The sequence below is a fragment of the Microcoleus sp. PH2017_28_MFU_U_A genome, assembly GCF_020738035.1.
Classification (GTDB): domain Bacteria; phylum Cyanobacteriota; class Cyanobacteriia; order Cyanobacteriales; family Microcoleaceae; genus Microcoleus.
Window position 1 is genome coordinate 1 of record NZ_JAEQCX010000135.1, and the last position, 18,685, is coordinate 18,685.

The following is an 18,685-nucleotide window of genomic DNA, read 5'->3' on the forward strand; positions in this document are numbered from 1 at the left end:
CGCAGAGCGGATTTGACTGGGGCAAATTTCAGCAGAAGTGACTTACAGGAAACTGGTTTTCACCTAACTAATTTGAGTAGATGCAAATTTAGTGGAGCCAAAATGATTGACACCGGGTTTGGTTTTTGTGACTTAATTGATAGTGATTTTAGGGATGCTAAGTTTCAAAATGGGGTGGGTTTTTCTAAGTGTGACTTGACGAGAGCTAACTTCTTTGGCACTGAATTTAAAATAAGTGAAGTTAACAATTACCAACCTGGAACGGTTGTTTTCACAGACGTTTACTTTAAAGATACTATCATGCCCGATGGCACTATTTGGAATAGTGAAGACTAATTCGTCGCTACCAAAGTACGTCTAAATCAGTTGTATAATCTTTGTAGGGGCAATTGTTTCGTAGTGATCCCGTGATTTTTAGGGCAGGCACTCTTGGCATCGCCCCTACATATCTATACAAATGATTTAGACGCGCTATATCAACTAATTACCTACCCTCAGCAAAAGAGGAAGTTAGTTTAACCAGGTCTTTAGGGGAGAAGGGATATGATTTTTTTCATTTTGTCCTTGCTGTTAGGATCTTTAATCTGAGAAAGAAAGTCATATCTAAATGAGTCACCAGATTTTTCTAAATCTGCATTAAGTCTTTCTTCTAGCTTGCCAATGGGAATTAAACGCTCTTCCCAGCCCAAGGTATTATTTTTGACGATAATATTTCCCTTGGCATCTTTTGTCGTGTAATCTAGGCTCTTCTGAATTTCATAGGAATTGTTCGGCATCCAAAAAGCAAAGTAATAATCTGGCTTATCAGATGTTGAATTTGGCTTGAATCCCAGCACAACTTTCCAGAGAGCACTAGGAACTGTTATCGTTCGAGTGCCGTCCGCTGTTTTGAAATTTTTAAAAGAATTGGGATTATCCTTAAGTGGAGCTTCCACAACTCTTCCTCTTTCATTTAAAACTGTCACAGTAGGAGGAGTAGAATATTTTGTTAACTCTCCACCACCAGCACCGTACACACCAGAAGAGATATAGAACTTATAAGGTGTTGGCTGTTTTTGTTCATTTTTAAGACGCGCCAAATCCTGTAGTTTCTTTTCCAAACCGCGCCAAGCCCCTTCATTTCCCTTGGAATCTTGAGGAACAATATTCGTAGTTAAGAAACTAGCATACATATCCTTTGTGCTTCTATTTCGGTCGTTAGAAGCACTCATGTGTCCCCGTACTGGCCAGAAGATAGCTGGCTTTTCAAGCTTAAATGGCTCATAGTCGTCCCTCTTAGTATAATCAATTTGACTATCGAACTCATAGTCTTTATGAGCAACCTTGTAAAAGGAACTATTTAAGTCGGGGTCTACCGCAAACTCATCAGGTCTGTCTTTACTTTTAATATTTCCTGGCCATGAGCCATCCAGAACCCAACTAACCCAGTTAGGTGTATTTTTTTTGCCATTATAGGAAACAGTGTACTGTGGCTTCTCTATCAAATAGTTATTTTGATAGGTATTATTAGTCAGTAGGTCAGTTCTTGCTGTAGTTGGATTGCTAAACCTCAGCGACTCGCTTTGGAAAAAGACATTATCCAGATAGACAGGAATAGATGCTTCGAGCTTGAATTCAACAGTTGCCGACTGACCGCGCAATCTTTCTGGTACGTCAACATTGAAAGATTCAAAGCCTTCTATCCCGTAATCTACTTTGTATTTATCTGTTAGGTAACTAGCCGGAGCTTTATTACTATCCGTGTTATTTTCAGCTTTTTGAAGAGTTATTGTTTGAGAAAACGCTGGAATTGATGGATCTGATGGTCGAATAGTAACATCAAGCGTACCTTTAGATTTGGCATTAGAGCTATTGGCAATCTTTGGTGCGTGCAGATCAAATCGAAGAGCGCCCCAATCGGGTACAACAAACCGATTGTGAACAATTTCCTTCACCTTGCTGGTTTCTAACTTAAAGGCATAGTTTGGTTCGCTGTTCCCTTGGATAAGTTTTACGTCTTCCAAACTTTGAACTAAATCAATATTTGGATCGGATTGACCGTTGTGGAACGACCACCCAGGTAGACCCTTAGACAAAGGAGTTCGAGTCACTCCCTTCGGATCGAAAACAGCATCAAAATTCCCATTAAACAAAGTAGGAACTGCCGCATCTCCTCGCATCCTGGCATCATAAGTATTGTCAAAATCAACCGGGATACGCTCTACATTTGTTTTAGGGCGCGAACTGTAACCGCCACCCATAGCCGAATAAAACCAGCCCGTACCAATCCCTTCCCAAGGAGCAGCATCTGCACCGTGTTGGAATTTGCTTTCCGGCGTATACCAAGGGCTAACGCGAGCCGGGCCTGTCAAAACACTATTGCTAAATGAAAAGTCTTTATCGAACAACCGTTCCCGATATCCATCGCCTCGCCGACGAAATACAGGATTAACTTCTAAGTTTTGATCGGACGGAAAGTTAGTTGGAAGCAAGTCGGATGTTCCTCCGTACCAACTCACAACACGTCCGTGTACATCTCCCGGTATAGGATCTGTCGTAAACCCAGCACGGCTGTTATTGTAACCTGGGTTATTTTTATTAGTTCCCAAGAAAACCGACAAATCCGGTTCTCCTAATAGCTTACCATTAGGATCGGGATTTTCTGACCTCCAACCTTCTCGCGGAAACTTAAGTCCTGGGGCTGTTCCCTTCTCAGTAGACGGTAGATTCGGAATATTGCGACCGGCAGGCGTAAGTGTACCGCTCAATAAATTCGGGACTGTCTGATAGTAATTGTCCGCAAAAGTAACATTTTTCCACACCTGAACTTTCGGTTCGCGGAAATCACCGAAATTTTTGGTCACCACATTTAGCGACGGTTGGTTGAAATCATGGGGGTCTAAAGTTGTCATCTGAAGGTCGCGAGTACCAGAGTTGGGTTTGCCGCCAGCATCAGGAAAATAAGTTCCCAAACGCTGAATAATTTCGCTGTTAACAACTGTACCCCGACTGAAACCAACAAAGTGCAGCGGTGAATTGAAAACTGCACCTTGTTTGGTAGGGCTGGTTTTATTCTTCAGCACTCCATCCAATTGCACGAGGGAAGTAAAGAAAGCATCTGCTGCTGCTTCTGTGAAGCCTGAATCAGGAACTGCCGATTCATTATTTTCTGACCAGTTATTCAGTAGGACTAACGGTTGTTTTTGGGCAAGGTATGGAGCTATATAACTTCCCAGCTTAGTGAGATAGTTTGGGTCGGTTTTGGGATTCAAACCTGCTTGGAAGTCTGGGGAAACTGCACCATTTTTGTTGACAGGAACCCAGTTACCAGTAGGCAGGTCGTACTTCATCATCAAACCGCCGCCGTCGATACCTGCATTGGCAATGCTATTACCCATTTGGTAAAACTCTGAAGGAATTCCCGGCTTATCCAAAAATGGAGGTTTAAAGCCGTGGGTCAGCACGGTGACGCTGCTGAAGGTATTGTCACCGTTGAGGGCTGGCGGTAGCGGCGTCCAGAAATTACCAAACTCCTCGTTGCGTTTTCCTTCTTTATTCCAAGCTTCAACTGCCCAATTATACTTCTGGCCGGCAGTCAGTTTGAGACTGGGAGGAAGTGTAAAGCTGGTATTGGTTCCCTGAGTAAATGTTTTACCGCCATCGAAAGTCCACTTGCCGATATTGGTGCTATCTTTCTGCCAAGTCGCAGTTAAAATGCGGTTGGGATTGAAATCGTTTTCTTGACCGTGGTAAGAAGATGTGTTCCAAGGTTTTGTCAGTAAACCTAACTGCTGGGGTTTGCTCAATCCTTGGTCGGAGAGAAATTTGTTACCGTTAGGATCTGGTAAATCAACTACTTTATCCCACGGCAAAAGTCCCTCACCTTCGTCAAACAGGCTGACGAAGAGATTAACTTCTGTAATGTCCTGATTCGGTGGACTGTCAAAACTCCATTGGAACTTTGGGTTAAGGGGATTTTCTGAACTCTTGCTAGTACCTATCGGCTCTTTCAAATCCAGCCAATCTAGCGGTGTCGCCGCCAAACCGCGAGGGTTAGTCACAGAAACGGGAGCTTTCTTACTTCCCGGCGGTACGCCGTAAGTATATTGATTGTTCGCATCAGTCAGAATCTGAAAATCAGCAGCAATACTAACCGCTGGATTAATATTGTCAATTGGAATTGCCGCCAAGTCAGCAATTGTAGCATTTCGTGCCGTAGCGCTGTTAAACAACGGCAGCCCAACACCCCGACCTTTATTATCTACTTGGAATTGACTGGGGTTGGTCAGCGTTTTGACAAATTCCTCCACATCAAAAACATAAACTTTGCCATTCGCACCGCTTAAATTTGGATAGGAAGCGTAAAGAAACTTGCTATCACTTGACAGCGCTAAGTCTGTAGCGAATCCATCTGGAATGGGTCGAGTTGCTGCTACTAATTGCGGATTCGTCAGCGGGTTTTTGATAATGCCGATATTGCTACCGGCCCGCGGGTCTCCATCTATGCTGGGTATTTCCTGACCGAAAAATTTCGTATCCGCATTCCGACCCACAACAAACGCATAACTCGCATCCGGTAAAACTGTTACCGAAACTCCCTCATTCACATCGAAGTAATCAAAAGTTGAACCCAGCCCTAAATTTGTATATCGGGTGGTAGCAGCAAAACTTACGGGGTCGTTATTGGTAATATCCAGTACCCCAAATCCTTTGCTATCTTTGCCGCTGTTTGTAAATGTCATTTTCAGCGGATCGACCGTAGCAGCTAATCCTTCTACGCCTTCATCGGCTGTTACAGTTCCAATTAATTGATTCCATTTTTTGGGGTTCGCGCCGGGGCTGATTGGTCGGTCTTTGGGGTCGATGTTAACGGCGTAAATCTTGCTGTTCGCGCCGTTTGGTGCGGTAACAAATAGCTTTTTGCCGTCGCTGCTAAGGGCGATTTGCCGCAAACCGCTTGGGGCTGTGCCGACTGGGATGGTTTGGGTGACTTGGTGATAGGTTGGTGAAAATGGGTTGATGTCGAGAACGTAGATGGAGTTGCTGCCGATTTTTCCGTCTGCGATGTAGGCGTATTGGTCGCGGGGGTCTATGACGATCGATCGACCTTCTGCACCACTCGGCAAATTTATCGAGTTGATACCAGCGGTATTCGGCTGAGTGTCAATCTGTTGCCGCGTCATCGGATCGACTACAGCAACGCGCCCTGAACGATCCATCACTACATAAGCACGGCTACCGTCACTGGTGAGTGTTAGTTCTCGCGGTCGATCGACTATACCGTCCGTCCCCACAGAAACGCTATCAATTAACAGTTTGCTGCTATTAGTAGCTGCGACGACTGATTTGGGATTTGCACCGTTAATAATTGCAACTTTGTCTGCTGTCCACTGCGCGGCAAAGATGTATTCTGTATTGTTTTCTATTCGGTAAGGACTGCTATCGTATTTAACTTCTTTTGCTGTTTCTAAGGGATTTGGGCTAACTTTTTCGTTTTGCTTGCGGCTGATGACGATGCGGGATTCACCTAACGGTACGGTGTTGGGAACTTGAACGGCGATTTCAAATTGATTGTTTTCTAATTTGCGACTTTTGTCTGTCAAAACTGTTGCTTCGTAAGCTTGTTTGCCGACTAAAAATTTTACGGTTAAGTCGCTGAATCTGCTGCCTAGCGGGTCGCCAAAGTTATCAACTAATACATTGGTAGCCGTGATGAAGAGAACGGGTTGATTGTTGGGAAAAGGTTGATTGTTGCTGTCTGTAAACTTAAGTTCGGCGTTTTGGATGATGGGAGGTTTTTTAGGATTTGAAGCTGTTGGTGCGAGTAGGGATGCGCGTCTTTCGCCGATTAAAATATCTTTGTCTGAGTAGTCGAGATCCCTTTCAGCGATAAGTTCCCCAGTCAGAGCATCCAGTACTCTATTTTTTTCGGGGGGGGGTAAAATCGGTGTAGGCGAAGCTCTGACTCAAACTAAGGGAGTTAGAAAAGCTGGCAACTTCAGCGCTATTGTTCTCATTGGCTGGAAGTGAAGCGAGTGTTTGTTCTGGGATGGTGTTGGCGTAAGCTTGACTATTGATTAAGTTTTTGGTATCAATCTCGAATTCTGGGGTGAGGAAATTCTGAAACGGATCTTGAGTGTTAAAAGGTGAATCTTGAAAAGGTTTCATGTTTGATTTCGGTAGATGCGAGTGATCTGTTGGATTGTGGTAGTTTCAAACTAACTAATTGATGCGCTTCACACTTCGTTCAAGAGGAATGTGTGGATTCGGATTCGATCGAGTTTTTAGTCCTTGATTTTTATTTAGTTTCCAAAGTTTTATTGAGAATAATGTTCCCGTATTTCCGGCTGGCAGTCAATCACGGAAATTACTGATATTTTCAGTCGGGTACTGAAAAACTGGCAGTGTCCGCAACAACTTAATACCAGCGAATATGTGAAACTTGCTGCGCTTGTTAGTTTGTTTTACTGATAAATTGTGATTTAATTGTTAAAAGTTTACAGATTCTTTATCAAAGTAATGTACTTTACTCAGTAATAATACTTAAATTGTTGTATGCTCGCATGGAAGGCCTACTCAAATTTACTGCCTTGAAATTACGGAACAATGTTGTTCCTTTCTTAATCATAAATGAAAGAATTAGCTGACACGTAAACATCCGATCGCCCTTGAAAGTAAAGGTTCGCAGCTTCTACAGCATAAGTCATGCGATCGCGCGCGATGTCGCTTTCAGCGATCGCATCTGGGTCGCTGCTGGGATATTTAATTTCTACTTGTTGGACTTGAGTTAAAATTGTCATTTTTCAATTTCCATCAAAGTTAATTAATTTAATCTCTGGTGTAAATCAACTTTTTAAGGTTCGTAGTGAGGACTTCAGTCCTCTCTCATTTGATGAGGACTGAAGTCCTCACTACAAACCTAGCTAATTTGATGCTGCGTCCTGGACTTTCAGACGGATCTGACTGTTTGCAGATACAGAGAATTTAACGGTGCATCTCATTGTGGCAAGGGCGAAGCATTTCGGCACATAATTTATGAACCAGAATCAGAGATTTACTGCCGAAATGCTTCGCCCCTACGAATAGATTTGTAAAAAGGAGATGCTCCCGAATTTAAACTTTATTAATTCCTCTTTCTAAAATAATCATCTCCGAGCCAACAACCGGACTTCTCGCTATTAACTTACCTTCCAGATTTGCAATTTGTAATTTGCTGAAATCCAGTGAGTTAGCTTCTTTCCACATTTGACTGGCGAGCTGATTTTGCTCTACATCGCTGAGTTTGTACCAATCTTCAGCGACTTTGACAGTCAAAAGACCGATCGAGAAATCAGCATCAACAGACTTAACTAAACCGCCGCCCAGTCGATTAGTAATTTCAGCAACTTGATTTTGAATCGCCGCAATCAGAGACTGTTCCGGCGTCAGTGGCGGCGGCGGGAGAATTTCTACAGGTTCCGGTTTTTTCGGTGCCGCTAAATCGGGCAATTTGCTTTTAAAATTAGCGGGTGTAGGCTGAGAATTTGCGATCGCCTCTGGGGATTTCGCTGTTCCCGGCGCCACAAAATCGTCAAAGGTTGGGGATAGCTGTGCTGCTGGGATAGGCGCTTTTGCTAATTTCTGGGGCGGTTTTGCCGAGAAACTGTTGAAAGTTAAACCGATCGCAACGATGAGAATTGCAGCTAAGGAGGCGTTTAAAATTGGATCGGACAGCTTGGCGTTCGCAGATGCAGGTAGGAACGATCGAACTAACCGCACAATACTTTGCCAAAGTACGCCGACTTTCCCTAAAAAACTGCCGCCCGCGGGTTTAGATACAGGCTTTTTAGCGAATTTTACCCCAGCTTTTGGCGGGGGAACGCTGTTAACTTTCGCAGGCGGAGGAGGAGTTGTTGCTGAGTTGGAAGCAGTTGGTGCGGGCTTTTGGGGCTGCAAAGGAGGTTCTGCTGCTAATTTTTTTCCCCCTTTTCCCAAATTCCCAATCGAGGTCATCAAAGCTTTGATTTTCTCATTTGTGGGAACAGAACTGCTAGCATTTTTAGCTGTGGTGCGAGTCGCGGCCGACTTTGCTGGGGAATCTACCTCCGGTGTCGGAGATTCAAACGGTTCTGGAGTTGGTTGGTTTAGTGGTTCTTCTGACATTTTATCTGCCTTGGAGCGTTACAAATATATCTAAACAGGATAAATTTTAGGTGAGCCATCTCATCCTTAATTTATCATTTCATTAGTTCTACCCAAATTTCTCATGAGCATCAAACGCCGTCACTTTCTAATTTTAGGCAGTCTGAGCGCCCTAGGTTTGGCCGGAGTCTCGAAAATGCTTCAGCTTCGGACTTCCTGGGGTAAAGACGCCAATGCTGCTGTGCCTTCTAACCTTGAGGCCCAAAGGGCGATCGTCCCATTGCCGGCCTCACCGCCTATTTTACGCTTTATTTCGCTGGCCGACACCGGTACCGGCGCTGAAGGTCAGTATGCTGTGGCTGAGGCGATGGCGCAATATCACCGGGAAAATCCTTTTAACATAGCTGTTCTCGCCGGCGACAATATCTACAATAACGGCGAAATTGAAAAAATTAATGCTGTTTTTAAGAAGCCTTATCAGCCGTTATTGCAGCAAGGCGTTAAATTTTATGCTTGTTTGGGAAATCACGACATTCGCACTGCTAACGGCGACCCGCAAGTTAAATATCCGGGTTTTAATATGCAAGGTCGCTACTATACTTTTCGGCGCGATCCGGTACAGTTTTTTGCATTAGATACCAATGACAATGCTGACTGGAAAAATCAGCTTGTTTGGCTGGAGAAAGAGTTAAGCCAAAGCACTGCACCCTGGAAAGTTGTGTTCGGTCACCACCAGATTTATTCCTCTGGCGTGTATGGATTGAATCAACCTTTTATTAAGACTTTGACGCCTTTGTTTCAAAAATACGGCGTGCAGCTTTATATCAACGGACACGAACACAGTTACGAACGCACCCGCTCGATTGACGGTACGACTTATTTAATTTGCGGTGCTGGCGGAGGGACTCGTCCGGTGGGGCGTTCTGAGTGGACGGAGTTTTCTGCTAGCCGCCTGAGTTTTGCGACGTTTGATGTCTATGAAGACCGGATGTTTGTCAGTGCGATCGGTACTGACAAGCGGGTTTTTGACCGGGGAGTGCTAAAAGTGCGATCGGCTTAATTCAAATTATATTCAGGAGCAAACAAAATGAATAGGGGTTGTAGAGCCAATAAAACGGTTTTGTTTTAGAAGCAACTGTAGAAGGTACGTTGAGAGGTCAACGGCATCCCCTAAGTCTATCAAAACCGCATAAAATAGCCAACTAGCCCAGATTTAAATCTGGATTCCGTTGAGCAAACCTGTCCATAAATAACTTAAATTTAAAAGTCTCTTTACTGTACAAAAGATATCTTCAATTCGCCAGCGTCTTTGATACAAATCTGCCACTACATAGGGGGGTAATATTTTAGGTTCTCGGACACTTGTTAGATAAGAACGCCAGGATTTCTTTGAGCGAACTTGTACTAATCTTATAGTCCAATACGGTTTACTTAAAATTGTCCGAAGAGAGGAACGAAGCATAAGCCCTAGCCCTTTCAGGGCGGCTTCGCCAACGGGCAGGCACGCGGCTACGCAGTATCTATTTTTCATAGGGTTTTACCCCCAGGGCTGTCTTAAGTTAACCGTATTGTCTTATAGTCAAGGCTGGTGTTTTTTTGTCCCTGCACCTATCTAAATTATCTGGTTTTTGACATCATAAGTATTGGTTAATACCCGCTCGACCTGATAAGATGCACCTTTCTTAATCCGAGTAATAAATCCAATTTCTTGCTCGATTAATTTTTTCCAAAAAGCGAAATGATAGAAGCCTCCTACCATACAGCAAGATTTTTGGCTTAACTGTTTTTAGGAAATCTTCCTCGAACATGAGTATCTGCTTGTTTCGGATTTTCCCAAAAACAAATTTCTTCGGGAAGATGAGTTACTAGGTCTACGATTACTCCCATTTTTCCGGATAATTGACCAATTGGAAAATCTGATAAACTTTCTAGTTTACGAAATAATGCTTCTAATGTTGAGCCGTCAGCTATCCAGATATTTTCAAATTTTTTTAAGGCAAATTGTACGCTATCTGGTAATGGTCTCGATTTTCTCATCAACCATTTTTGTCGAAAATGAGGTAGTAATTCTTTAAACACTTTTTCAAATAAAATTGCTCTCAAAGTTAAAAATATGAGTGATAATACCATTTTTTTAAAGTTATGACAGACTTTGGCAAACAGGGAAAGTGTATAAATTACAATGTCTTGTCGTGTTCGATCTCTATCGGATCTTTAGAAAAATGGTATAACGTGTGCTTACCCTGCGACGGTGACGGATGCGGAGGTTATTAAAGAGATTAAACGATCGCTTTTTAGTTGGCTAGTTCCTGGCTTTGTGAAGGATACCGTTAACCTGACGTTGCGGCTTAGATCTTGATACTTTTAGGACTGATAATGTCGGCTCAATATTCGACATCAACAGACGTTTAAATATCTCAAATAATTATCGCTTCACAGATGCCTGTGAAGCGATAATTTTCGGAAAAGTCTATTAGCAATTTATCGGACGCGATCGCATTTTCAATTAAACAGCCGCCAACTGTGGAGTCGGACGCTTGCTGTTGCGGATACCCTCGATCGCACCAGCATAATCCTTCGCCTTAAACACCGCAGAACCAGCCACGATCGCATTTGCGCCCGCTTCCAACACCTGCCAAGTATTATCCACCTTCAAACCACCATCCACCTCAATCCAAGGATCGAGACCTCTCTCGTCGCACATTTGGCGCAACTTGCGGATTTTCGGCACAACAGTCGGAATAAAACTTTGACCGCCAAAGCCCGGGTTGACGCTCATAATCAGCACCAAATCGCAAAGTTCCAGCACGTGCTCGATCAACTCCAGCGGTGTCGAAGGATTCAAAACCACACCAGCCATTTTGCCCAATTCCCGAATTTGACCCAGGGTGCGGTGCAAGTGAGGCGAAGCATTGTGTTCGGCGTGCACCGAAATAATGTCAGCACCAGCCTTAGCGAAGTCCTCCACGTACTTCTCCGGCTCCACAATCATCAGGTGGACATCCAGGGGCTTGGTAGTAACCGGGCGAATTGCTTCGACAATCAGCGGCCCGATCGTAATATTAGGTACAAAGCGACCGTCCATCACATCTACGTGAATCCAGTCGGCGCCAGCGCGATCGACAGCCTGAATCTCTTCTCCAAGACGGCTAAAATCGGCTGATAATATTGATGGAGAAATAACGATCGATTTTTGGGATTTGGTCATGGCTAAGTCTGTTCTCCTGTCTCCTGTGCTGTATCCAGTTTATCAAAATGCGGCTCTCCAGGTCGAAAAGTTGTCAATAATAGGTAAAGGCAGGTTTAGCGGCCAAATTTTGCCTCTAAGAGACAATCTTTGTGCAAAACCTGCCCTGCTCTCCGAATTTTGGTTTAGGATATAAATTTTGCCTCTAACAAATAACTTGTGTGCAAAACTAGACCTTCTACAAATTTTCAGTAGCGAATTATGAAAAATAAAGATCCCTTAGACAATCCCGAACTCGATCGGGCAAGTCTGTTTGTACTAATGATCCCAGTCATCGGCTTTTTCCCCGCCCTGTGGAATCTTTACCGCCGTCAGGGCAGCCCCGAGCGCAAAGCCGTCAGCCGATTGGCAATTGCCCTTGCATTTAGCTGGCTCTTAGGACATATTCTTTTAGAAGCTGGAGCGATTTCTGCGGAATCTTCGACACTTACCATGTTATTAATGAGTAGCCTGCTGACAACCAGCTATTTTATCGTTGCCCTGGGACTGATGGTTCGCCTCTGGAAGCGTCAACCGCTATGGTTGCCCGGAATTAGCCGCGTAGCCGAGCAAGTGGTCGGCAAACATTTATCATAATTTAGGGTTCTTTTAAGCCCCTACCGTATTGATTGACTGCGTTTTCAGCTTGATACTACATATTGTCACGATCTTTTTTATTTTTGTTGTGTGTGAGGAAGCCAGTGCCAGCTCAAAAAACTCCTAATCAAGACCCTATCAAACAATCAACCGCTCAACCTTCAACCAAAAAATCGCACCAACCGCATCGAGGCCGTTGGCTGGGTTTTGGTTTTGGTTTGGCTGGAGTAGCCATGCTCTCAGCCACAGCCGGAGCGCTGCTAGCCGTCTCCCTTTCCACAACGCCGCTTCAGCAACAAAAGTTGAGCCCTGAAGAAGCGGCGGTGTTTTCTCAAGGCGACATGGCAAAGCTCAACATGAAGATGCCGGAGCTGACTCGCCCAGTTAATATTTTAGTTCTAGGACTTAAGGTTCTGAGTTCAGACCTCGAAGGCCATCCCGATAAAGACAAGGGATACGATGTCTGGCAAAACTCTTTTAAGGGGTTAACCGATACTATGCTGTTGGTGAGGTTTGACCCTCAAAATAAAAAAATAAGCGTGCTTTCCATTCCGCGAGACACCCGCACCTATGTCGAAGGTAGGGGTGTCGTGAAAATCAACGAAGCTAATTACTACGGCGGCCCTGCTTCTTCAGCGAAGTCAGTGAGCGGACTGCTGGGCGGCGTGGGAATCGATCGCTATGTCACAGTCAATATTCAAGGCATCAAAAGTTTGGTAGATGCCCTGGGCGGGATTACGATTAATGTCCCTAAAGACATGAAGTATACCGATGAAAGTCAGCATTTATATATAGATTTAAAGGCTGGCAAACAACGTCTGAATGGCGAACAAATCGTACACTATTTGCTTTACCGACATGACGATTTAGGGGATATCGGGCGGGTACAGCGCCAGCAATTGTTGATGCGGGCTTTTGTGGAAGAGCAAGTTAATGTTGGTTTGCTCTCTCGGTTGCCGAAGATTTTATCGGTGATTCAGTCTCACCTTGATACTAATTTGAGTATAGAAGAATTGGTGGCTTTGGCTGGTTTTGCTACTCAAACCGATCGCGCTGGAGTGCAGATGTTGATGGTTCCGGGCAAATTCAGCGATCCTAAGGACTACAAGGCAAGTTTTTGGTTGCCAGACCAAAATGGCATCGAAACTCTGGTGGCAAAGCATTTTGACTTCGGTCAAAATACTTGGACAATCGAGAATGCTGATTCGACTTTTCTGAAGGTGGCGATTCAAGACAGTACGGGCGATCGATCGGCTGTTGAAGATTTTGCCAAGACTTTAACTCGGGCAGGCTATCGAAATGTGCAAGTTTCTAAAGCTTGGCCTGAACCGCTAGATGTAACGACGATTGTAGCTCAAGACGGGGACATTAAAAGTGCTGAAGCGATTCGCCAGTCTTTGGGTTTTGGAGAGGTGCTGGTTGAGAGTACCGGTTCTTTGCAGTCGGATGTGACAATCAGATTGGGTAAGGATTGGTTGAGTCAAAAAACTCAGTCTGGCGGAGGGCTTTAAGTCTTTGTGAACGGAGATATTTTTGCACTAATATCAGCAACAGGCAAGATGCCTGTTCCACAAAAATTAGATTTTATTGTGGAACGGGCATCTTGCCCGTTTATGAAAGGCTTATTGACAATGGTTCGATCGCCTCAGCCACCGCACCCACACCCAACCCAAAAAACTACCGATAAAATAAGACGGAAAATCCCACCAAGTAAATGAGTTTCCCAATACCAATCGTCCCGGTAAAGTAGCTCTAGCTGCTTGTAAAAACGGAGGTTGCCACAGTTGCAGAAACTCCAATCCGCAGATAGCAATACACACTCCTATAGCAACCCAAACGAGGGAAGCTTGCGGCCACAAAAAAACTGTTAGCAAAATCCAAAATATTTCATAAGCTACGGCCCCGAAAAAATCGTTGAACCATTCCGGTGCAGGGCCGCGAGAAAACCTGACTGCGTAACCTAAAGGGATAATCACAGCAATGCTTATTAGCAGAGCAACTCGGTATTTGAAAAAACGGCGATCGGGATAAAATGGAGAATTCATTAAATTTGAGACAGGTTTTTTGTTCAATTTAACGATTGTACTGTAGTCTGAATTAGACATCTCCTAAAGAGCCACTCAAGGGCAGGCGTTCCGCCTAATCCCTACTTTCCACAAGAATTATGGAACAGGTCTATTATACTCTCAAAACAGTGACATGACATGAATGATTACATCGATCTTTACTGCGAACGTATTATTCCTGGTTTATGGAGTGAACCACTAAATGCTGTATCTAATATTTCTTTCCTCATTGCAGCATGGGCTATTTTTCAATTGACTCGGCAACAGCAAAAAGTACCGACTGGTATTTGGATATTGATTAGTTTAGCCACCAGTATAGGTATTGGAAGTACCCTATTTCATACATTTGCGACAGAATGGGCAGGATTGCTAGATATGATTCCTATTGTGCTCTTTCAGCTTGTTTTTTTATGGTTATATAGCCGTCAAGTAGTTAGAATGAAATATGGATATGCAGGAGGATTGCTAGTAGGATTTTTATTTGCAAGCAACTTCAGCAATCAATTTACAAATGTACTCAACGGTTCTCTTTCTTATGCTCCTACTTTTTTAGTATTACTAGGGCTTGGACTATATCACTACCAACAGCAAAAGCGTGAGCCATTTGTTCTATTAGCAGCATCGGGGGTATTCTTGTTAGCCCTTTTATTCCGAACTGTCGATCGCGCAATTTGTCCTTACTTTTCAACGGGCACTCATTTTCTTTGGCATCTTTGTAATGGTATTTTGCTGTACTTATCGGCAAGAGCATTAATCCTAAACAGGTCTATGATGGAGTAGGGAGCGATCGCCTCTACCCCTCCACATCCCTAAGCACCTCTTCTAGCAACATCCGCTCTAAATGCCGGGAGTAAGCTAAAATCTAAAATCGATCGACTGGCGCAAAATCGTAGCCCGTACCGGATTTAGAATCGGGTACAATTTGCAAAAGAGCTACTTTGCTATTGCGATCGCCACTCGACAAAAATCTAATTTCCCCCGTCGCACCGCTAACTTTAAAATCCTCAGCAGCTAAGGCTTTAGCCAGCATCACTCGCCCCGCTTGACCGCTATTCGGAGCAATTTTCCCGATCGACCTTCCCATCCGCAACACCTGCACCGCATCGTAACTCATCGCCGTCCGCCAGCTAACATCAATTCCCCACAAATTTCTAGCTAATTCTACAAATTTTTGATTTTTACTATCAGCAAAATGCCAAGGTACAGAAATTATAGCCCCGTTCAAAGCTGCTCCACCCTGTTTCAATAAATCCGTATTGTATAGAGCATCACCGCCAATTATTGGCAAACCTTTTTGATTATTTTTAGCGATTTCCAGGAATGAATTTACAGTATCTGAATCTGGTAGCAAAACCAACACATCTGCTTCCATCCCATCGATGTGCGTCGCCGAATTTGGCTCAGATAAATCTACTTCTTTAACAACTTGACCGCCTTCCAGAATCAAAGTAGTAGAAAAAGCTGTTTGCAGAGACTTGCTATAAGAACTTTTGGAATTGTAAAAAACCGCAGCCGTGCTTTTTTTCATGCCAGTTAACATATAGCGAGCTAAAGCCGTACCTGTAAATTGGTCGCTCGGTATCGTCCGAAAGAAATAGTTCACGCCGTCAGGGCGCCTCGGAACCGTTGCTAATTGAATGCTCGTGCTCGTAGGTGCGATCGCCACCATTTGATTTTGACTGTAAATTGGAGCAACTGCGATCGAAGTTTTGCTGGTGCCGTGACCGACAACCGCTAAAATACTGCTATCTGCAATCAGACTCTGTGCAATAGCCTTCGCCCGATTTTCATCATTACCGTCATCAGCAATTACTACCTTTAAAGGCACTCCCGCCTTAATTGCTTCGTCTTGAGCTTGAGCTATCCCGCGCAATATTTCCGCCGCCCCGCTGAGATTGTCGCCAATCGGAACTACTGCGGCAATTTTCAAAGCTTGTGCAGTACCGAGTCGAGCGTTATTGAGATAAATTAAAGTTTCCGCGTCTGTGCGATCGACTTTTACAGCCGCTTCTAGCTGACTTACCGCCGTTTTGAAGTCACCGCTGGCGATCGCGCGAACTCCTGCTTGCTTGTCAGGATTTGCCGTGCTAGCGAACAAAATGCGATCGCCCGCACTGATGTAACTGCTGGCATCTACAGGCGAGGAAGTTTCGGCATTTTCCGGTGTCACCCCAGGCAAAGAGGGCAATTGAGAATCGCTAGGATTCAGACTTCTCTCAGCTAAGTGTACAGCATCTTTGAGGATACTTATCAACTCTTTTTTGAAGACAAAAGCACCCGCACCTAAAGCAATTAAAAATATCAAAAATACATAAATAAGCCAGCTTTTGTTACTGCTTTTTTGAGAGTTATCTTGCTCGTGACTGCTCGCCAAAGTAGCCACTGTTGGCTCCTCCAAAGCTGCTAACATTTCCTTAGCATTAGCGAACCGACTTCGGGGGTGAAATCTAATCGCTTTATCCAGAACTGCGGCAAATCTCACACTCACCTTTGATGAATGATTCTGCCAAAGCATCTCCCGAGTTTGGGGGTCAGTTTCTAAATCCTGGGGCCACTTTCCAGTTAGTAAATAAATTGCCGTCAATCCCAAACTGTATAAATCGCTCGAATATTCGGGTCTCCCAGCGGCTTGTTCCGGAGCCATAAATTGGGGCGTTCCAATGGAGATTGTTACATCATTTAACCCAGCAGTCATCCCTTGATTAATTGTTTCCTTAACTACGCCGAAATCTATCAAAACTGGTTCGTCGTCAGACTTGCGTAATATAATATTTTGGGGTTTAATATCTCGGTGGATAATCTGTTTTTCGTGTATATAATCCAAAACTATTAGCAGACTTGTCAGGATTTTTTTAACTTCCTCCTCGTTCATTCTTCCAACAACTTTGACTCGGTTGTTAAGCGTTTCCCCGTCTATCCATTCCAGCGCCAAGAAAAATAAACCGTTTTCCTCAAAGTGCCCGTAAAGTTTGGGGATTTGAGAATGCCCTTCGCCCAACTTTTCCAAAACAGCAGCTTCTTGAGAGAAACGCTCTCGAACACTTTGATCGATATCAGGATTATTTGTCTGCGGCTTAAGCTGCTTAATGACGCAACACCGGTGCGAAGGCATTTGCGTGTCTTCGGCCAACAATGTTAAGCCAAAACCTCCTTCTCCCAACTTCTCAATTACCCGGTACCGATTGTTTAAAAGTTGTTCTGATTCTGGGTTGGGTTCCGGCGGCTGCAAAATCTCGCCGTTGATTTGCACGGGACTTTCTACTGCGAGAATTCCATATTTGCCACTCCCGTTTGGTTCGGTATGAATTAGCATGGATGTGTCGCCGTTGTCTTTTAACTTTCTCTTGAGTTCAAAAATGCGATCGACTATTATTTTCTCTTCGTCACCTGTTGGGGGACGCTTGTACAACACATTAAAAATCGCTGTCGGTGCGACATATTTGCCGTAGTGTTTGCTCAACAGCAGCAGCACGATATACTCTTCTTTGTTTAGGTCTATGCACTCGGAAGCTAGCTTGACGGTGCGGGTTTTAGTGTCGATGCTCAAGTTGTCCATACCGAAAAGTTTTATTGATAACTGAGAAATTAATAAAAATGCAAGTAATTGGTAAGAAATCGAGTATAGCCTTTATCAGGCAGATCTGGTACAATGACAGCACTGGGTAAACTACTGGAGAGATGTTTAGCTCGTCAACTGGATGGAATGCTCGTACCAGAGGCTGCAAAACAGGCTCGATCGCACGAGCGAGAAGGGACAATATCCTTAACCCTTAGACTTATTGTATAAATCTTCTATCGCTCCCGAAACCGCAGATAAACGCAGGTAAACGGAGATGTATTTCAAGATAAGTCTTGTTAAAATTTTTCAAGTTCGGTTAATAGCGATCGCCCACAGGTAAGCTCAGTATAAACGCTGTTTGACCGAGGATAGCAGTATCTAGTTGAATATCGCCACCGTGGGCCCTTGCGATTTCCCATGCTAGGCTTAGTCTCAATCCCGATCCTGCTATTTTTTGGATCTGAGTGAAGTAGCCGCGATGGAAGCGCTCAAAAATACGATCGCCCTCGCTCAAAGAAATATCCTGAGAACTATTGACAATTTTCACAATGACTCTTTTTTCCTGATTGCCTGTATGTTAAAATTGCAATTGCAAAATTTGATAAAGTCAAAGGAGCAATACGAAGGACAGTTTTAGATCTAATCTAGTATCTCAAACCCTTGATGGCTATAGGGATGACTATTTTTTCAATCTTTAAGTCTCGCCCGCTCGTTTCAAAAAATCATTAAAAATGCCAGGGCTTACTCGCGATACGCTTATGACAGTCCCTTTAGCAAGTTTTCCGTTGGTGGGTACTAAAAAGCAAATCACTAAATATTTAATACGCCTAAAAGCAATGCACTGTACATGGGAAGAAGATGGTAAGTATTATTTGATCGATCCTAAAAAAAACTATCTTCCTAATACGCTAAAATGTTGCACCATACGTTATCACATTGAGCGAGAAGATGATGATAAAAATTCTGACTCGTTTGTATATTATTTAACCAATCTTAACTACATTTCGCCTCAAGCGTTTCAAGAACATGAGCTAAAACCCTTATTTTGGGACTCATTGTTAAGATGTTGCGGTATTGAGGTTGACTAAAATATTAATAGATGAAATTTTAGCAATACTATTGCTATCCCCATCAGCA

Annotated in this window: 16 protein-coding genes and 1 pseudogene; 7 read left to right on the plus strand and 10 right to left on the minus strand. The window is 43.8% G+C overall.

The window, feature by feature from the left end; genetic code table 11:
* Positions 1-336, plus strand: a 336-nt coding sequence (locus tag JGK14_RS29225) for a pentapeptide repeat-containing protein (RefSeq protein WP_293207539.1), incomplete at its 5' end; no start/stop codon positions are given.
* A gap of 191 nt (positions 337-527) precedes the next feature.
* Here the strand turns inward: JGK14_RS29225 and JGK14_RS29230 are convergent.
* The 4 genes from JGK14_RS29230 to JGK14_RS29245 form a co-directional block, all read right to left on the minus strand.
* Positions 528-5,582 (minus strand): DNA/RNA non-specific endonuclease, encoded by a 5,055-nt coding sequence (locus JGK14_RS29230; RefSeq protein WP_325315805.1) that lies wholly within the window; start codon positions 5,580-5,582, stop codon positions 528-530.
* 316 nt (positions 5,583-5,898) lie between these two features.
* Positions 5,899-6,147, minus strand: a complete 249-nt coding sequence (locus JGK14_RS29235) for a hypothetical protein (protein ID WP_325315806.1) — start codon at positions 6,145-6,147, stop codon at positions 5,899-5,901.
* Positions 6,148-6,599: 452 nt separating this feature from the next.
* Complete coding sequence (locus JGK14_RS29240; protein ID WP_293313902.1) at positions 6,600-6,779, minus strand: hypothetical protein; 180 nt, start codon at positions 6,777-6,779, stop codon at positions 6,600-6,602.
* Between the two features lie 313 nt (positions 6,780-7,092).
* Positions 7,093-8,121, minus strand: a complete 1,029-nt coding sequence (locus JGK14_RS29245) for a hypothetical protein (RefSeq protein ID WP_293175540.1) — start codon at positions 8,119-8,121, stop codon at positions 7,093-7,095.
* Positions 8,122-8,224: 103 nt separating this feature from the next.
* Between JGK14_RS29245 and JGK14_RS29250 the strand changes: the two genes are divergently transcribed.
* A complete protein-coding gene (locus tag JGK14_RS29250; RefSeq protein WP_293175538.1) occupies positions 8,225-9,160 on the plus strand; it encodes a metallophosphoesterase family protein in 936 nt (311 codons plus the stop codon).
* Positions 9,161-9,316: 156 nt separating this feature from the next.
* Here the strand turns inward: JGK14_RS29250 and JGK14_RS29255 are convergent.
* The 3 genes and pseudogenes from JGK14_RS29255 to rpe all read right to left on the minus strand — a co-directional run.
* A pseudogene (locus JGK14_RS29255) lies at positions 9,317-9,517 on the minus strand (transposase); the annotation flags it as partial.
* A 359-nt stretch (positions 9,518-9,876) separates the two neighbouring features.
* The gene (locus JGK14_RS29260; RefSeq protein WP_293327594.1) at positions 9,877-10,230 is read right to left on the minus strand and encodes a hypothetical protein; all 354 of its coding nucleotides are present in this window, start codon (positions 10,228-10,230) and stop codon (positions 9,877-9,879) included.
* A gap of 376 nt (positions 10,231-10,606) precedes the next feature.
* Positions 10,607-11,308: a ribulose-phosphate 3-epimerase gene (gene rpe, locus JGK14_RS29265; protein WP_293175534.1), complete on the minus strand. Its 702-nt coding sequence runs from the start codon at positions 11,306-11,308 to the stop codon at positions 10,607-10,609.
* A gap of 240 nt (positions 11,309-11,548) precedes the next feature.
* Here rpe and JGK14_RS29270 point away from each other — a divergent pair, with 240 nt between their 5' ends.
* Together JGK14_RS29270 and JGK14_RS29275 are read left to right on the plus strand one after the other, a co-directional pair.
* On the plus strand, positions 11,549-11,923 hold the full coding sequence (locus JGK14_RS29270; RefSeq protein ID WP_293156757.1) for a hypothetical protein: 375 nt from the start codon (positions 11,549-11,551) through the stop codon (positions 11,921-11,923).
* A gap of 104 nt (positions 11,924-12,027) precedes the next feature.
* The gene (locus tag JGK14_RS29275; RefSeq protein ID WP_293175532.1) at positions 12,028-13,434 is read left to right on the plus strand and encodes an LCP family protein; all 1,407 of its coding nucleotides are present in this window, start codon (positions 12,028-12,030) and stop codon (positions 13,432-13,434) included.
* 111 nt (positions 13,435-13,545) lie between these two features.
* Here the strand turns inward: JGK14_RS29275 and JGK14_RS29280 are convergent, their stop codons facing one another.
* Complete coding sequence (locus tag JGK14_RS29280; protein WP_293175530.1) at positions 13,546-13,968, minus strand: ribosomal maturation YjgA family protein; 423 nt, start codon at positions 13,966-13,968, stop codon at positions 13,546-13,548.
* Positions 13,969-14,127: 159 nt separating this feature from the next.
* On the opposite strand from JGK14_RS29280, the gene JGK14_RS29285 reads away from it, so the two are divergent.
* Complete coding sequence (locus JGK14_RS29285) at positions 14,128-14,769, plus strand: ceramidase domain-containing protein (protein WP_293219538.1); 642 nt, start codon at positions 14,128-14,130, stop codon at positions 14,767-14,769.
* Between the two features lie 82 nt (positions 14,770-14,851).
* Here JGK14_RS29285 and JGK14_RS29290 read toward each other — a convergent pair whose 3' ends face one another.
* Positions 14,852-17,545 carry a protein kinase domain-containing protein gene (locus tag JGK14_RS29290; protein ID WP_325315807.1) on the minus strand — a complete coding sequence of 898 codons (2,694 nt, stop codon included), beginning with the start codon at positions 17,543-17,545 and terminating at the stop codon, positions 14,852-14,854.
* A 93-nt stretch (positions 17,546-17,638) separates the two neighbouring features.
* Between JGK14_RS29290 and JGK14_RS29295 the strand changes: the two genes are divergently transcribed.
* Positions 17,639-17,776: a hypothetical protein gene (locus JGK14_RS29295; protein WP_293175524.1), complete on the plus strand. Its 138-nt coding sequence runs from the start codon at positions 17,639-17,641 to the stop codon at positions 17,774-17,776.
* An 88-nt stretch (positions 17,777-17,864) separates the two neighbouring features.
* Here JGK14_RS29295 and JGK14_RS29300 read toward each other — a convergent pair whose 3' ends face one another.
* The gene (locus JGK14_RS29300) at positions 17,865-18,098 is read right to left on the minus strand and encodes an ATP-binding protein (RefSeq protein WP_325315812.1); all 234 of its coding nucleotides are present in this window, start codon (positions 18,096-18,098) and stop codon (positions 17,865-17,867) included.
* A 181-nt stretch (positions 18,099-18,279) separates the two neighbouring features.
* On the opposite strand from JGK14_RS29300, the gene JGK14_RS29305 reads away from it, so the two are divergent.
* Positions 18,280-18,636 carry a hypothetical protein gene (locus JGK14_RS29305; RefSeq protein ID WP_325315808.1) on the plus strand — a complete coding sequence of 119 codons (357 nt, stop codon included), beginning with the start codon at positions 18,280-18,282 and terminating at the stop codon, positions 18,634-18,636.
* Positions 18,637-18,685 lie beyond the last annotated feature (49 nt).